At 65.3% G+C, this 15,482-nt stretch carries 12 protein-coding genes; 6 read left to right on the top strand and 6 right to left on the bottom strand.

Annotated elements, in window-relative coordinates:
• Window positions 1-4 precede the first annotated feature (4 nt).
• On the bottom strand, window positions 5-757 hold the full coding sequence (locus DIE11_RS12795; RefSeq protein ID WP_124624290.1) for an SDR family oxidoreductase: 753 nt from the start codon (window positions 755-757) through the stop codon (window positions 5-7).
• A gap of 143 nt (window positions 758-900) precedes the next feature.
• Here DIE11_RS12795 and DIE11_RS12790 point away from each other — a divergent pair, with 143 nt between their 5' ends.
• Window positions 901-1,788, top strand: coding sequence for a LysR family transcriptional regulator (locus tag DIE11_RS12790; RefSeq protein ID WP_012366930.1), 888 nt, complete (start codon window positions 901-903; stop codon window positions 1,786-1,788).
• Window positions 1,789-2,251: 463 nt separating this feature from the next.
• Here the strand turns inward: DIE11_RS12790 and DIE11_RS36275 are convergent, their stop codons facing one another.
• Window positions 2,252-2,773: a hypothetical protein gene (locus DIE11_RS36275; RefSeq protein ID WP_185633752.1), complete on the bottom strand. Its 522-nt coding sequence runs from the start codon at window positions 2,771-2,773 to the stop codon at window positions 2,252-2,254.
• 200 nt (window positions 2,774-2,973) lie between these two features.
• Between DIE11_RS36275 and DIE11_RS12780 the strand changes: the two genes are divergently transcribed.
• Window positions 2,974-4,164, top strand: coding sequence for a M20 aminoacylase family protein (locus DIE11_RS12780; protein WP_124624285.1), 1,191 nt, complete (start codon window positions 2,974-2,976; stop codon window positions 4,162-4,164).
• Window positions 4,165-4,220: 56 nt separating this feature from the next.
• Complete coding sequence (locus DIE11_RS12775) at window positions 4,221-5,552, top strand: MFS transporter (RefSeq protein WP_124624282.1); 1,332 nt, start codon at window positions 4,221-4,223, stop codon at window positions 5,550-5,552.
• Window positions 5,553-5,643: 91 nt separating this feature from the next.
• Here the strand turns inward: DIE11_RS12775 and DIE11_RS12770 are convergent, their stop codons facing one another.
• Entirely contained in the window at window positions 5,644-6,432 is a 789-nt protein-coding gene (locus DIE11_RS12770; RefSeq protein ID WP_059599073.1) for an IclR family transcriptional regulator, read from the bottom strand.
• Between the two features lie 227 nt (window positions 6,433-6,659).
• Here DIE11_RS12770 and pcaF point away from each other — a divergent pair, with 227 nt between their 5' ends.
• Complete coding sequence (gene pcaF / locus DIE11_RS12765) at window positions 6,660-7,862, top strand: 3-oxoadipyl-CoA thiolase (RefSeq protein ID WP_059599074.1); 1,203 nt, start codon at window positions 6,660-6,662, stop codon at window positions 7,860-7,862.
• Between the two features lie 97 nt (window positions 7,863-7,959).
• On the opposite strand, the gene DIE11_RS12760 is transcribed toward pcaF, so the two are convergent.
• A complete protein-coding gene (locus tag DIE11_RS12760; RefSeq protein WP_409364568.1) occupies window positions 7,960-8,439 on the bottom strand; it encodes a DUF523 domain-containing protein in 480 nt (159 codons plus the stop codon).
• Window positions 8,440-8,975: 536 nt separating this feature from the next.
• On the opposite strand from DIE11_RS12760, the gene DIE11_RS12755 reads away from it, so the two are divergent.
• Together DIE11_RS12755 and DIE11_RS12750 are read left to right on the top strand one after the other, a co-directional pair.
• On the top strand, window positions 8,976-10,520 hold the full coding sequence (locus DIE11_RS12755; RefSeq protein ID WP_124624276.1) for a PAS domain-containing methyl-accepting chemotaxis protein: 1,545 nt from the start codon (window positions 8,976-8,978) through the stop codon (window positions 10,518-10,520).
• A gap of 393 nt (window positions 10,521-10,913) precedes the next feature.
• A complete protein-coding gene (locus DIE11_RS12750) occupies window positions 10,914-12,458 on the top strand; it encodes a PAS domain-containing methyl-accepting chemotaxis protein (protein ID WP_124624273.1) in 1,545 nt (514 codons plus the stop codon).
• A 117-nt stretch (window positions 12,459-12,575) separates the two neighbouring features.
• Here the strand turns inward: DIE11_RS12750 and gabD are convergent, their stop codons facing one another.
• Complete coding sequence (gene gabD / locus DIE11_RS12745) at window positions 12,576-14,045, bottom strand: NADP-dependent succinate-semialdehyde dehydrogenase (RefSeq protein ID WP_124624270.1); 1,470 nt, start codon at window positions 14,043-14,045, stop codon at window positions 12,576-12,578.
• Between the two features lie 100 nt (window positions 14,046-14,145).
• The gene (locus DIE11_RS12740) at window positions 14,146-15,429 is read right to left on the bottom strand and encodes a 4-aminobutyrate--2-oxoglutarate transaminase (protein ID WP_124624267.1); all 1,284 of its coding nucleotides are present in this window, start codon (window positions 15,427-15,429) and stop codon (window positions 14,146-14,148) included.
• Window positions 15,430-15,482 lie beyond the last annotated feature (53 nt).

The raw sequence follows: 15,482 nt of genomic DNA, 5'->3' as shown, positions 1-15,482 counted from the left end.
TCGATCAGCGGTTGAGCATGCGGCCCCCATCCACGACGATTTCCGATCCGACCGTCCAACGGGACTCGTCGGAGGCCAGGTACAGCACGGCTTTGGCCACCTCCTCCGGAGTACCGAAGCGGCCGAGTGGGATGGTGGCGGCAATATCCCTGTTGACTTGTTCGCGGTAGGCGTCGGGGATGCCGAGCTTGTCGTACAGCGGCGTGTCGACCGGGCCGGGGCTGACCGCATTGACGCGGACGCCGCGTCCAAGCAGTTCCGCCGAAAGCGTCTTCGACATATTCAGCACCGCAGCCTTGGTGGCCGCATAAACGGAGGAGCGCTCTGCGCCAACATGCGCACTGACGGACGTGTTGAGCACGACCGACGCCGGGCGAGCGAATACCGGCAGCAACGCCTGGAGCAAGAAGTACGGTCCCTTGACATTGACATCGAACGAGCGATCGAACATCTCTTCCGTCCATTCCTCGATCGGCAACCAGACGGATACACCGGCATTGAGAAAGGCAACGTCTAGTTGGCCATAGTGGTCCTTGACGGCTTGTGCCAGTTCCTTTTGGGCAGCGACGCTGGCCGAGTCGGCCCGTAGAACCGGAACCTCGGATCCAAGTTCGGCTTGCGCCTTGGCGATCGAATCCGGATTGACTCCCGTGACGACGACGCGGGCGCCCTCGGCCAAAAACTGCTTCGCGGTTTCCAGACCGATGCCGCTGGTGCCGCCGGTGATAAGGGTGCGTTTACCTTGCAAGCGCGACATTGACTTCTCCTGTAAGTGACAACCAACCGTGGTCGACAGGGAGAAATGTGCACCTATGCCGATGTGGCGATAAGATGTCTGCTTTGAATATATTTCATGCTTCCGTTGCATGAATTGGGGGTCGCGTGGACCGATTTCTCTTGATGACGTGCTTCGCACGGGCCGTCGAGACGGGGAGTTTTTCTGCTGCAGGGCGAGATTTGGGATTGGGCCAACCCAACGTCAGCCGCTATGTAGCCGCGCTGGAGGACCATCTCCAAACGCGGCTGCTGCACCGATCCACACGAAAGCTTGCCCTGACGCCCGAGGGTGAACGCTACTATGCAGATATCCGCCGGATTCTTGACGCGGTGGACGAATCTGAATCGTCTTTCAGGAACAGTGTCGATCCATCGGGACTCTTGCGCGTGGCCTGTCCCACGGCGTTAGCGCATGCATATGTGTTGCCTCAGGTCCCGGTCTTTCTGGAGCGGTATCCCAGATTGACGCTGGATCTTCAGATCAGCGATCGCTACGTGAACCTTGTAGACGAGGGAGTCGAGCTCGCGATTCGCATTGGACATCTGGAGGACAGTGCGCTACGCGCCAGGCGCATAGGAATGTACGAGCGTGTGGCCGTGGCCAGCAAGGACTATCTGGCGAAACGCGGAGTTCCGGACACACCTGATGACCTGCGAGAACATGATTGCGTGGTCTACACTTTGCTGTCGTCCGGTGCGACATGGCGCTTTCGTGACGCCGATATTCCGGTCTCTGGGAGATTGCGGGTCAACTCACCCGAGGCCGTTCGAGCAGCGGTCACAGCTGGGTTAGGGGTCGGGCATGGGCCGGAATGGCTGTTCGAGGAAGGGTTAAAAAGCGGTCGTTTGCAGTTAATTCTGACCGGGCACTTTGCTCCGGCCGTCCCTGTTCAGATTGTCTATGTTGCAAACAGGTTGCTTCCAACACGGGCCATAGTGTTTATTGAATTCATTTCCGACGTATTTTCAAGGATTTCGGCTTTCAACAAAATCGCATTTCCGAAGCCTTAGGGGATTGATTGCGGCCAATCTGGGAGCATCCAGCAAAACCGAAGCCCGCGAAGCTGCGTCCAGCATATGGCGGTCGTGGATTCCGGGATAGATGAAGGCAGCTTCGTTATGCCGACAGTCGATGGAAGCGTGGCTTTCGCTCGGAATTCCAGAAACCTGATCAGTGTGTACCGTATCGGGGCAAACTACTCTCGAAGTCGCCGGCAAGCGAGGCGAATCAGCCTATTCATACTACGAGCTCGACCTCGGCGACACATGGATCGAAGGTCAACGTGACGACGGCGAATATTACTGGTAACCCGTTCATCCAGACGGTCAGCAGAAAAGGGGTTGTCAGACACTTCGTGTTCGGGGCGGGTCGAAAATCACACCGTTGGCCCGACGACACGGGATGGTCGGCTCCGATCACATCAGCAGCCTGCCGGAAAAATCGCCGTATCACATGCCGCAGACGGGTAATCTCTCATACCATTCTGCAGCAAGCAGGATCAGCTGCGGCGGACGCTATCAGATACTCGGCTTCTTCCTGCACGACGGACCATCCCTCGCGCAGCATCCGCACGACTTCGTCGACCACGTCATAGCTCAGTCCGCAGCGCTCGATGTCCGTGACGCCCTTGAGCGCGAGATCGGAGGCCGATGCTTCTCCACAGGAAATTTTGAGGAACAGGGAATCCGCCATAGCGCCGGTATCCTCCGTCTCACCGCTCGGGATTTCTTCGACCAACAGGCCAGACATGCCGACGAGCATTTTCCAGTTCGCAGGTAGCTCGGGAACTGCAAACCCATGTTTCAACGCCACCTTGTGCCTCTCCTCGGGGCAGGTGCGAGGACGGAACTGGCCGAGCCACGCGCACTCTTCGGAATTGCCACTCTCGTTTTTCCACACGACTGCGTCGCCAGCGCCGCCGAAGCGCTCGTAGAGCAACTTGTGGCCCGCTTCGTGGTATGCGGTGTTTCGGAGTTCTCTGGCAGCTATCCACATCTAATCGAAAGTCGTATCCGCATCTAATCGAAGGCTACATCTGGCCTCCGCCCCCCGTATTAACCCTGATTAATAAATCTTATCGCGGTGAAAAATTCCGCATCTTATTGAACCGATATCGGCTCGCTATAGTGGCTCGCTTTCCCGCACGCAACCGTTCGCGTGCGGCTGACACGCTGACGATCAGCAGGAGCCGCTTGATGACCACCGACGTCCGATTCACCGAAATCGAGGATCTGATGCCCGCCGCCGGCGGGCTGCGCGAGATTCGCCACCACATTCACCATCATCCGGAGCTCGCGTACGAGGAGCACGAGACGGCCGCGCTCGTCGCGGACAAGCTCGAGCAATGGGGCTGGCAAGTGACGCGCGGGGTCGGCAAGACGGGGGTGGTCGGCACGCTGCGCGTCGGCGACGGCACGCGCAGCATCGGCATCCGTGCGGACATGGACGCGCTGCCGATCCTGGAGGCGACCGGCCTGCCGTACGCGAGCGGCACGCACGGCAAGATGCACGCATGCGGCCACGACGGCCACACGACGATGCTGCTCGGCGCCGCGCAACACCTCGCGAAGACGCGCAACTTCTCCGGCACCGTGCACCTGTATTTCCAGCCGGCGGAGGAGCACGGCGTCGACAGCGGCGCGAAGAAGATGATCGACGACGGCCTGTTCGAGCGCTTCCCGTGCGATGCGGTGTTCGGCATGCACAACCATCCGGGCGCGGCGCCCGGCGTGTTCCTCACGCGGCGCGGCCCGTTCATGTCGGCCGGCGACAAGGCGATCATCTCGATCGAGGGCGTCGGCGGCCACGCGGCGCGGCCGCACCTGACGGTCGACCCGGTGGTCGTCGCGGCGAGCATCGTGATGGCGCTGCAGACGATCGTCGCGCGCAACGTCGACCCGTCGCAGCCGGCGGTCGTCACGGTCGGCTCGATGCACGCGGGCACCGCGAACAACGTGATCCCGAACGGCGCGCGCCTCGACCTCAGCGTGCGGTCGTTCAGCCCCGACGTGCGCGCGCTGCTCAAGCGCCGCATCGTCGAGCTCGCCGAGTCGCAGGCCGCGAGTTACGGTGCGACCGCGCACGTCGAGTACATCGAAGGCTATCCGGTCGTCGTCAATACGGATGCCGAAACGGATTTCGCTGCGCAGGTCGCGCGCGAGCTGGTCGGCGACGCGCACGTGGTCGAGCAGGCCGACCTGCTGATGGGCAGCGAGGATTTCGCGTTCATGCTGCAGCAGCGGCCGGGCTCGTTCGTGCGGCTCGGCAACGGCGAAGGCGAGGACGGCTGCATGGTGCACAACCCGAAGTACGACTTCAACGATCGCAACCTGCCGATCGGCGCGGCGTTCTGGACGCGTCTGGTCGAGCGATACCTCGCGCAGTAACCCCGGCGGCGGCGCGCGGCCGGCGCTTCCGGCCGCATTGAGAGGAGAAACGAACGATGCAGAAAGACCATCTCGCGCTGCACCCCGCGTCGACGGGGGCTGCCGAAACCGATGCGCGCGGCGCACCGGCCGTCACGAAGCGCGGCGCGATCGCGGCGGCCGTGATCGGCAACTGGCTGGAGTTCTTCGATTTCACCGTGTACGGCTTTTTCGCGGTGCTGATCGGCAAGCTGTTCTTCCCGTCGAGCGATCCGACCACGTCGCTGCTGCTGTCGGTCGCGACGTTCGCCGCCGGCTTCTTCACGCGGCCGCTCGGCAGCGTCGTGCTCGGCGTCTACGCGGACCGCAAGGGCCGCAAGGCCGCGCTGAACCTGACGATCATGCTGATGGCGCTCGGCACCGGCCTGATCGCGATCGCGCCGACCTACGCGCAGGTCGGCGTGGCCGCGCCGCTGCTGGTCGTCTGCGCGCGGCTGATGCAGGGCTTCTCGCAGGGCGGCGAGTTCGGCGCGGCGACGTCCACGCTGATCGAGCAGGGCGGCACGTCGCACCGCGCGTTCCGCGCGAGCTGGCAGCTGGCGACGCAGGGCGGCGCGGCGCTGATGGGGTCGGGCTTCGCGGCGCTGCTGTCGAACACGCTGACCAAGGACGCGCTCGAGGGCTGGGGCTGGCGCCTGCCGTTCCTCGTGGGCGTGCTGATCGCGCCGGTCGGCATGTATCTGCGCCGCCGGCTCGCGGACGATGCGCCCGGCGACAGCCATCACGGGATCGAACGCGGCGTGCTGCGCGAGCTGTTCTCGCAGCACACGCGCACGGTGCTGCTGCTGATGCTGACGGTGATGGGCGGAACGGTGTCGACCTACATCCTGACGTTCTACATGCCGACCTATGCGATCCATACGCTCGGGCTGCCGATGAAGCTGTCGATGTTCGTCGGCGTCGCGTCGGGTTGCGTGATGCTGGTGACGTGTCCGCTGTTCGGCTGGCTGTCGGACCGCCTCGGCAGCCGGCGCCTGCCGATCTTCGTCGGACGCGGCGTGCTGGTCCTGCTGCTGTTCCCGGCGTTCTGGCTGATGAACCATCATCCGACGCTGCCGGTGATCCTGCCGCTGACCGCGCTGATGCTGCTGTTCTATTCGCTCGGTTCGGCATCCGAAATGGCGCTGATGTGCGAATCGCTGCCGCGCCACGTGCGCGCGACGGGCATCTCGATCGCGTATGCGCTCGCGGTGACGATCTTCGGCGGCACCGCGCAGCTGATCGCGACCTGGCTCGTGAAGACGACGGGCAGCAAGCTCGCGCCGGCCGGCTACGTGGCCGCGTGCGTGGTGCTGTCGCTGATCGCGGTCGCGATGCTGCGCGAGACGGCGCGGGATTCGATGGACTGACGCAAAGCATGGCGCGGCACGACAGGCGGCAAGCGGCGATACGCGCTTACCGCCCGCGCACCACCCTCAGGTACGACGCGCGCCCCTTCGCTCATCCGCGCCGTGCCACCAGCTCCGACACCGTCTGCGCGGCCTGCTGCAGCGGCCCGAGAAACTCCTTCACCATCTGCTTCGCGGTGTGCCGCTGCGCGTTGCCGCTGATGTTCATCGCGGCGATCACCTGCCCGCGCCGGTTGCGGATCGGCGCCGAGATCGACATCAAGCCCACTTCGAGTTCCTGGTCGACCACGGCCCAGCCTTGCTGGCGCACCTGTGCGATCGTCGCCTTCAGCTCGCCGATGTCGGTGATCGTGCGCGGCGTGTGCGCGCGGATGCCGCTCTGCGCGAGCGTTTCGTCGAGCGCCGCGTCGTCGAGCGCGGACAGCAGCACACGGCCCATCGACGTGCAGTATGCGGGCAGGCGGCTGCCAATCGACAGGTTGATCGTCATGATCTTGCGGGTCGGCACGCGCAGCACGTAGACGATCTCGGTGCGGTCGAGCACGGCGGCCGAGCAGCTTTCGTGGATCTGCGCGGACAGCTGCTCCATGACCGGATCGGCGAGATTCCAGAACGGCATCGACGTGAGATACGCGAAGCCGAGTTCGAGGATCTTCGGCGTGAGCCGGAACAGCCGGCCGTCGGCCTCGACATAGCCGAGCGTCTGCAGCGTCAGCAGGATCCGGCGCGCGCCGGCGCGCGTGAGCCCGGTGGCCGAGGCGACCTCGGTGAGCGTCTGCTCCGGGCGCTGGGCGTCGAATGCGCGGATCACCGCGAGGCCGCGCGCGAATGACTGCACATAGGAGTCGCCCGGTTTCGTCTGGATGTCTTCGGTTGTCATGAACGGTCGGATTGTCGTGCAGCCGAGAAGATAGCGCATGGGGCCTGACACGCCAACCGCACCGCGGACCGGGCGCTTGACAGGTCGTCCCCGCACTCCCTATGATGCGCTGAACGTTCGATACACGATCTTATGTTCGTATATAGAACATTTAAGCGCATCCCGGCGGGCAATGCAAGGGGCGCGTTTCATTCACTTCCCAGCCTTGCATGAGACCGGAGACACTGATGACCGAAGCTTTTCTGTGTGATGCGATTCGTACCCCGATCGGCCGTTACGGCGGCGCGCTGTCCGGCGTGCGCGCCGACGACCTCGGCGCGGTGCCGCTCAAGGCACTCGTCGAGCGTAACCGCGACGTCGACTGGACGGCGATCGACGACGTGATCTACGGCTGCGCGAACCAGGCCGGCGAGGACAACCGCAACGTCGCGCGCATGTCCGCGCTGCTCGCGGGTCTGCCGGAGGGCGTGCCGGGTTCGACGATCAACCGCCTGTGCGGTTCCGGGATGGACGCGGTCGGTGTGGCCGCGCGTGCGATCAAATCGGGCGAAGCCGCGCTGATGGTGGCCGGCGGCGTCGAAAGCATGACGCGCGCGCCGTTCGTGATGGGCAAGGCTGCCAGCGCATTTGCGCGTCAGGCCGACATCTACGACACGACGATCGGCTGGCGCTTCGTCAATCCGCTGATGAAACAACTGCATGGCGTCGATTCGATGCCGGAGACGGCCGAGAACGTCGCGGTCGATTACAACATCAGCCGCGCCGACCAGGACCTGTTCGCGCTGCGCAGCCAGCAGAAGGCCGCGCGTGCGCAGCAGGACGGCACGCTCGCCGAGGAAATCGTCCCGGTGACGATTCCGCAGAAGAAGGGCGATCCGGTCGTTTTTTCGCGTGACGAGCATCCGCGCGAAACGTCGCTCGAAACGCTCGCGAAGCTGAAGGGCGTCGTGCGTCCGGACGGCTCGGTGACGGCCGGCAACGCGTCGGGTGTCAACGACGGCGCCGCCGCGCTGCTGCTCGCGAACGAAGCCACTGCGAAGCGCTTCGGCCTGACGCCGCGCGCACGCGTGCTCGGCATCGCGACGGCCGGCGTCGCGCCGCGCGTGATGGGTATCGGCCCCGCGCCGGCCACGCAGAAGCTGCTCGCACGGCTCGGGATGACGATCGACCAGTTCGACGTGATCGAGCTGAACGAAGCGTTCGCGTCGCAGGGCCTCGCGGTGCTGCGCATGCTGGGCGTCGCCGACGACGATCCTCGCGTGAACCCGAACGGCGGCGCGATCGCGCTCGGCCATCCGCTCGGCGCGTCGGGCGCGCGCCTCGTGACGACGGCGATGTATCAACTGCATCGCACCAACGGCCGCTTCGCGCTGTGCACGATGTGCATCGGCGTCGGCCAGGGCATCGCGATCGCGATCGAGCGCGTCTGATCGCGTCATCCGGTCACGTGGCGAGGTTCACGCCGCTTGACCGGGTTCCCTCTCCAAACGATGTGGCTGGCACGCGATCAACGTGCCGGCCACATCGTCATTCAGCTTGCGATTGTTGTGCGAGGCGTGCGACGAGCGCGTCGATCTCGGTGTCCGCGAACACCTCGACGCCATGCTGGCGCAGCAGCGCCGCCGTCACACCGGCGCCGGCATGCCGCCGGCCCGCAAAACGCCCGTCGTAAATGAAACTGCTTCCGCACGACGGACTTCCGTCCGCCAGGATCGCGTAGCGGCAGTCGTGCGCGCGTGCCAGCGCGAGCGCGGTGCGCGCGCCGTCGACGAACGGCGCCGTCACGTCGGTGCCGTGCACGTCGACGATGCGTGCGGCACCCGACAAAACGCGTTGCCCTGATTCCCCGTCGGCGATTTCGGCGGGCGGACGCGGCACGCTCAATCCCCCTGCCAGTTCCGGACACACGGGCACCAGGCGCCCTTCGCGCTGCCATCGTGCGAGCGTTTCGTGCGCGGCGGTCTTCGCCGAGCCGTTGTAACGGACGGGGTGACCGAGCACGCACATGCTGACGAGGATCTTCGGCGAGGCGGGTGGCGGCGACGCGTTCTGCAATGTCGTTCTCCGAGCGGGCGGTGGTGGTGAGCGAGCGGAAATTCTACGCACGGGTTGCGTTCGCGCGCGTACGGATGACGGATGATCTCGCGCCGAGCGGCATGTCCGCCACCGCATTCCGACACGACCGATTCCATTGATCGCCGGATTATTGCGTCGAATTCATATGCCGGTTGAATGGAGTCGATCAGGCCGAATCGTTTCGCTGTGTGCAATGGTTGTCTGAACCGATGCGTCGCCCGACGTAGTCCCACCAAGAATCGGGCTGTATCCGCGACGCGCTGGACGCGATTATCGCTGGAATACTTGATCGAAATCATGTCGATGACGGAATCCGATATTTCATGCGCGTTCGGACTAAGGATTTCCCGGTGGTTGCCGACAGTAAGGACGAGACCGTCGTAAAGCGATAAACCGTTTTTCGGCTACTGAGCGTGATTTTCGCGCCGCGCGGATCCCGCAGACGGATCCGCCTTTCGGAGCCTTGCATGCGCAACAACCAACCTGTTACCCAACAAGAATTCGAATTTCCCGATGACGTCACGCTGATGTCGACCACTGATGCCGACAGCATCATCACGTACGCGAACACGACGTTCGAATACGTGAGCGGCTTCTCGAACGACGAACTCGTCGGTCAGCCGCACAACGTCGTGCGGCACCCGGATATGCCGAAGGAGGCGTTCGCCGACATGTGGGCGACGCTGAAAAACGGTGAACCGTGGACCGCGCTCGTGAAGAACCGCCGCAGGAACGGCGACCACTACTGGGTGCGCGCGAACGCGGTGCCGGTGATGCGCGACGGCGTGCCGCGCGGCTACCTGTCGGTGCGCACCAAGGCGCCGCGCGACGAGATCGCCGCGGCCGACGCGTTGTATCGCGCGTTCCGCGAAGGCAAGGCGGGCAATCGCCGGTTCCACAGGGGGCTGATCGTCCGGACCGGGTTGATGCGGATCCTGTCGCTGCCGCAGACGATCTCGGTGCGCGCACGCGTGCATTCGACGTTGTGCGTGCTGGCGTCGGCCGTCGTTGGCGCGGGCTGGGCATGCGGGCTGGCCGGCGGCGGGCTCGCGGCGTTTGCCGCCGCGACGGCCGGCGTGTCGGTGGCCGCTGGCCTGTGGCTCGATGCGCAGATCGTGCGTCCGCTGAAACGGCTGCACGACCAGGCGCTGAACGTCGCGACCGGCGAAAGCCGCCGCGGCGTGCGGATGAATCGCGTCGACGAGATTGGCATGACGCTGCGCACGATCAACCAGCTCGGGCTGATGTTCCGCTGGCTCGTCGACGACGTCAGCGAGCAGGTGCACAACGTGCAGCGCGCGAGCAACGAGATCGCGCAGGGCAACAACGACCTGAGCGCGCGCACCGAGCAGGCCGCGTCGAGCGTGCAGGAAACCGCCGCGTCGATGGCCGAGATGACGGCCACCGTCGACAGCAATGCCGAGACCGCGCTGCAGGCGAACCAGCTCGCCGTGTCCGCGAGCGAAGCGGCCGAGCGAGGCGGGCAGGCGGTGAGCGAGGTCGTGACGACGATGCACGACATCACGGCGAGTTCGCGCAAGATTTCCGACATCATCGGCGTGATCGACGGCATCGCGTTCCAGACCAACATCCTCGCGCTGAACGCGGCGGTCGAGGCGGCGCGCGCGGGCGAACAGGGGCGCGGCTTCGCGGTGGTCGCGGGCGAAGTGCGGGCGCTCGCGCAGCGCAGCGCGAACGCGGCGAAGGAGATCAAGACGCTGATCGGCGCGAGCGTCGAGCGGGTCGAGTCGGGCGCGCGGCGGGTCGACGATGCGGGCAGAACCATGGAGGACATCGTCACGCAGGTGAAGCGAGTGTCGGACCTGATCGCGGAGATCAGCTCGTCGACGGCCGAGCAGAGCACGGGCGTCGCGCAGGTCGATCAGGCGGTCGTGCATCTGGACAACATCACGCAGCAGAACGCGGCGCTGGTCGAGCAGAGCGCGGCGGCGTCGGAAAGCCTGAAGCAGCAGGCGACGCGGCTCGTCGATGCGGTGAACGTGTTTCGATAATCGGCGGGGGGCGGGCGCCTGCGCGTTCCGTCGCGGCGAGCTGGTTAAATCCCGGCGTTCCGATTCGATTCGAATATATAGAAGGAGAAGAATTCTCATTTCCGAGCCCGGATTTATTCGCTAATCCGGGCGGAGGATATGTTTACATTAATCAGACAATTTGCGGCCAAGTATTTGATAAGACGGTTTTTTGATTCACCTGTAAACAAAATTTTCGGCTGAATCAAGATGATGCGAAATTAATGCATATTTACCCGTGGCCGGCATAATGTTTTCGTCAGATTTGCCGAAAGCGCAGGAGTGTGATCGAACGCATGCGGGACGACCGCGATGCGTGCGGTCTCGATCCAATCCACAAGCGGACGCAAGATCCGCAACCGGGAACTCCACACCATGCGCAATAACCAGCCTGTCACGCAACGCGAATTCGAATTCCCCGATGACGCGACGCTGATGTCGACCACCGACGCGGACAGTTACATCAAATACGCGAATGCCGCGTTCATCCAGGTCAGCGGATTTTCCCCCGAGGAGATCGAAGGCCAGCCGCACAACGTCGTGCGGCACCCGGATATGCCGAAGGAGGCGTTCGCCGATATGTGGGCGACGCTGAAGAACGGCGAACCGTGGACCGCGCTCGTTAAGAATCGCCGTAAGAACGGCGATCACTACTGGGTCCGTTCGAATACGGTGCCGGTGATGCGCAACGGGCAGCCGACCGGCTACATGTCGGTGCGCACGAAGGCGTCGCGCGACGAGATCGCCGCGGCCGATGCACTGTATCGCGCGTTCCGCGAAGGCAAGGCGGGCAATCGCCGGTTCCACAAGGGGCTGATCGTCCGGACCGGGTTGATGCGCGTCGCGTCGCTGTTCCAGACGATGTCGGTGCGCGCGCGGCTGCATTCGACGCTGTGCGTGCTGGCGCCGGCCGTCGTCGGCGCGGGCTGGGCATGCGGGCTGGCCGGCGGCGGGCTCGCGGCGTTTGCCGCCGCGACGGCCGGCGTGTCGGTGGCCGCTGGCCTGTGGCTCGATGCGCAGATCGCGCGTCCACTGATGCAACTGCGCGACCAGGCATTGCGCGTCGCGTCCGGCGAGAGCCGTACCGGCGTGGCGATGAACCGCGTCGACGAGATCGGCATGACGCTGCGCACGATCAACCAGCTCGGGCTGATGTTCCGCTGGCTCGTCGACGACGTCAGCGAGCAGGTGCACAACGTGCAGCGCGCGAGCAACGAGATCGCGCAGGGCAACAACGACCTGAGCGCGCGCACCGAGCAGGCGTCGACCAGCGTGCAGCAGACGGCCGCGTCGATGGCCGAGATGACGGCCACGGTGTCGAGCAATGCGGAGACGGCGCTGCAGGCGAACCAGTTGTCGGTTTCCGCGAGCGAGGCGGCCGAGCGAGGCGGGCAGGCGGTGAGCGAGGTCGTGACGACGATGAACGACATCACGGCCAGTTCACGCAAGATTTCCGACATCATCGGCGTGATCGACGGCATCGCGTTCCAGACCAACATCCTCGCGCTGAACGCGGCGGTCGAGGCGGCGCGCGCGGGCGATCAGGGGCGAGGCTTCGCGGTGGTCGCCGGCGAGGTCCGGGCGCTCGCGCAGCGCAGCGCGAACGCGGCGAAGGAGATCAAGACGCTGATCGGCGCGAGCGTCGAGCGGGTCGAATCGGGCGCCCGGATCGTCGACGGCGCGGGCAGGACGATGGAGGACATCGTTACGCAGGTGAAGCGTGTGTCGGACCTGATCGCGGAGATCAGCTCGTCGACGGCCGAGCAGAGCACGGGCGTCGCGCAGGTCGATCAGGCGGTCGTGCATCTGGACAACATCACGCAGCAGAACGCGGCGCTGGTCGAGCAGAGCGCGGCGGCGTCGGAAAGCCTGAAGCAGCAGGCGACGCGACTCGTCGATGCGGTGAACGTGTTTCGTTGAAGGCGGCGGAGGGAGGTGACGCGGGCGCGGCGGAGAGGGGGCGCCGGCCCGCGTCGTGACCGCCCGGCTCCGGCCGGGCGGTCAGGGCCGGTCACGGACGCGACCGGCCCCGAACCGTCAGACGGCGAGACAGAGGTACTTGATCACGACGTAATCGTCGATGCCGTAGTGCGAGCCTTCGCGGCCGAGGCCGGACTGCTTGACGCCGCCGAACGGCGCGACTTCATTCGAGATCAGGCCCGTGTTGACGCCGACCATCCCGTATTCGAGCGCCTCGGCGACCTTCCACACGCGGCCGATGTCGCGGCTGTAGAAATACGCGGCGAGACCGAACTCGGTGTCGTTCGCGAGGCGGATCACCTCGTCGTCGCTGCCGAACTTGAACAGCGGCGCGAGCGGCCCGAACGTCTCTTCCTTCGCGACCTTCATCGCCGGCGTGACGCCCGTCAGCACGGTCGGCTCGAAGAAGCCGTGGCCGAGCGCGTGGCGCTTGCCGCCCGTCACGACGGTCGCGCCCTTCGCGAGCGCGTCCTCGATGTGCGCCTCGACCTTCAGCACGGCCGCTTCGTTGATCAGCGGGCCTTGCGTGACGCCCGGCTCCGTGCCGCGACCGACCTTCAGCTGGCCGACCGCCGCCGCGAGCTTCTGCGCGAACTGGTCGTACACGGCTTCATGCACGTAGAAGCGGTTCGTGCACACGCACGTCTGGCCGCTGTTGCGGTACTTCGACGCGATCGCGCCCTGCACGGCCGCATCGAGATCGGCGTCGTCGAACACGATGAACGGCGCGTTGCCGCCGAGCTCCAGCGACACCTTCTTGACCGTCGCCGCGCATTGCGACATCAGCAGGCGGCCGACCGGCGTCGAGCCGGTAAACGACAGCTTGCGCACGATCGGGTTCGACGTCAGTTCGCCGCCGATCGCCTTCGGGTCGCCCGTGACGACGCTGAACACGCCGGCCGGCACGCCTGCGCGCTCGGCCAGCACGGCCATCGCGAGCGCCGAGAACGGCGTGGCTTCCGCCGGCTTCACGACGATCGGGCAGCCTGCCGCGAGCGCCGGGCCGACCTTGCGGGTGATCATTGCCGCCGGGAAGTTCCACGGCGTGATCGCCGCGCACACGCCGATCGCTTCCTTCGTCACGACGATGCGCTTGTCGCTCGCCGGCGTCGGGATCGTGTCGCCGTACACGCGCTTGCCTTCCTCCGCGAACCACTCGAGGAACGATGCCGCGTAGCCGATCTCGCCTTTCGCTTCGGCCAGCGACTTGCCCTGCTCGGTGGTCAGGATCAGCGCGAGGTCGTCGGCGTTTTCCATCATCAGGTCGTGCCACTTGCGCAGGATCGCCGCGCGTTCCTTCGCGGTCTTCTTGCGCCACGCCGGCCATGCGGCGTTCGCGGCTTCGATCGCGTGGCGCGTCTCGGCCGTGCCCATCGCCGGCACGGTGCCGAGCAGGCCGCCGGTTGCCGGGTTGTGGACCTCGAACGACTCGCCGTTCGCCGCGCCTTGCCATTCGCCGTTGACGTACGCCTGCTGACGGAACAGCGACGGGTCTTTCAGTGCCAGGGTTTCCTGAACAGTGCTCATATGATTCGCCTGCTTTGAAAAGGACGGGTAAGGACGGATGAAAATGACCGCCGCCGTCTTCACGACGGCGGCGGCACATTCAGTTGAAGCGGACGGGCACTCAGGCCGGCACGCCGACCGTTTCCTTCAGCACTTCCTCGAGGATCACGAGCGCTTCGTCGAACACGGCTTGCGGGATCGTCAGCGGGAACAGGAAGCGCACGACGTTCGAGTACACGCCGCACACGAGCAGCAGTAGCCCGCGCTCGAGCGCACGCGCCTGCACGCGCTTCGTGAATTCCGCGTCCGGCTCGCCCGAACCCGGCTTCAGGAACTCGACCGCGATCATCGCGCCCGGGCCGCGCACGTCGGCGATCTGCGGCACGTCGGCCTGCAGCGAATTCAGCTTCGCCTTCAGCACGTCGCCGAGCTGCGTCGCGCGTTCGCACAGCTTCTCTTCGTCGATGATCTCGAGCACCGCATGCGCCGAGGCGACGGCCAGCGGGTTGCCCGCGTACGTGCCGCCGAGGCCGCCGGGGGCTGCCGCGTCCATCACGTCGGCACGGCCGACGACGCCCGACAGCGGCATGCCGCCCGCGAGGCTCTTCGCCATCGTGATCAGGTCGGCCAGCACGTCGTAGTGCTGCATCGCGAACAGCTTGCCGGTACGCGCGAAGCCCGTCTGGACTTCGTCGGCGATCAGCAGGATGCCGTGCTCGTTACAGATCTTGCGCAGCGCGCGCACGAACTCGGCCGGCGCCGGGTTGAAGCCGCCTTCGCCCTGGACCGGTTCGAAGATGATCGCGGCGACGCGCTTCGGATCGATGTCGGCCTTGAACAGCATCTCGATCGCCTTGATCGAGTCGGCCGTCGTCACGCCGTGCAGCGCGTTCGGGTACGGTGCGTGGAACACGTCGCCCGGGAACGGGCCGAAGTTCAGCTTGTACGGGGCGACCTTGCCGGTCAGCGCCATGCCCATCATCGTGCGGCCGTGGAAGCCGCCCGAGAACGCGATGACGCCCGGACGGCCGGTCGCCGCGCGCGCGATCTTGATCGCGTTTTCGACGGCTTCGGCGCCGGTCGTGAAGAACGCGGTCTTCTTCGGGAAGTCGCCCGGTGCGCGCGCGTTGATCTTTTCGGCCAGCTCGACGTACGACGCGTACGGGACGATCTGGTAAGCGGTGTGCGTGAAGCTGTTCAGCTGATCCGCGATCGCCTTGACGATCTTCGGGTGGCGGTGGCCCGTGTTCAGCACCGCGATGCCGGCGGCGAAATCGATGAAGCGGCGGCCTTCGACATCCCACAGCTCCGCGTTTTCGGCGCGGGCTGCGTAGAAATCGCACATCACGCCGACGCCGCGCGGGGTGGCGGCGTTCTTGCGGGCCTGCAGGTCGGCATTCTTCACGGTCATCTCCTTGATGTTCTGTCCGGTGGGATAAAAAACGGCCGCGTTGGCAG

The organism is Burkholderia sp. Bp9012, assembly GCF_003853825.1.
GTDB classification, from domain to species: Bacteria; Pseudomonadota; Gammaproteobacteria; order Burkholderiales; family Burkholderiaceae; genus Burkholderia; species Burkholderia diffusa.
Note: the sequence above shows the minus strand (reverse complement) of the source record. Positions and strands in the feature narration are given on the sequence as shown.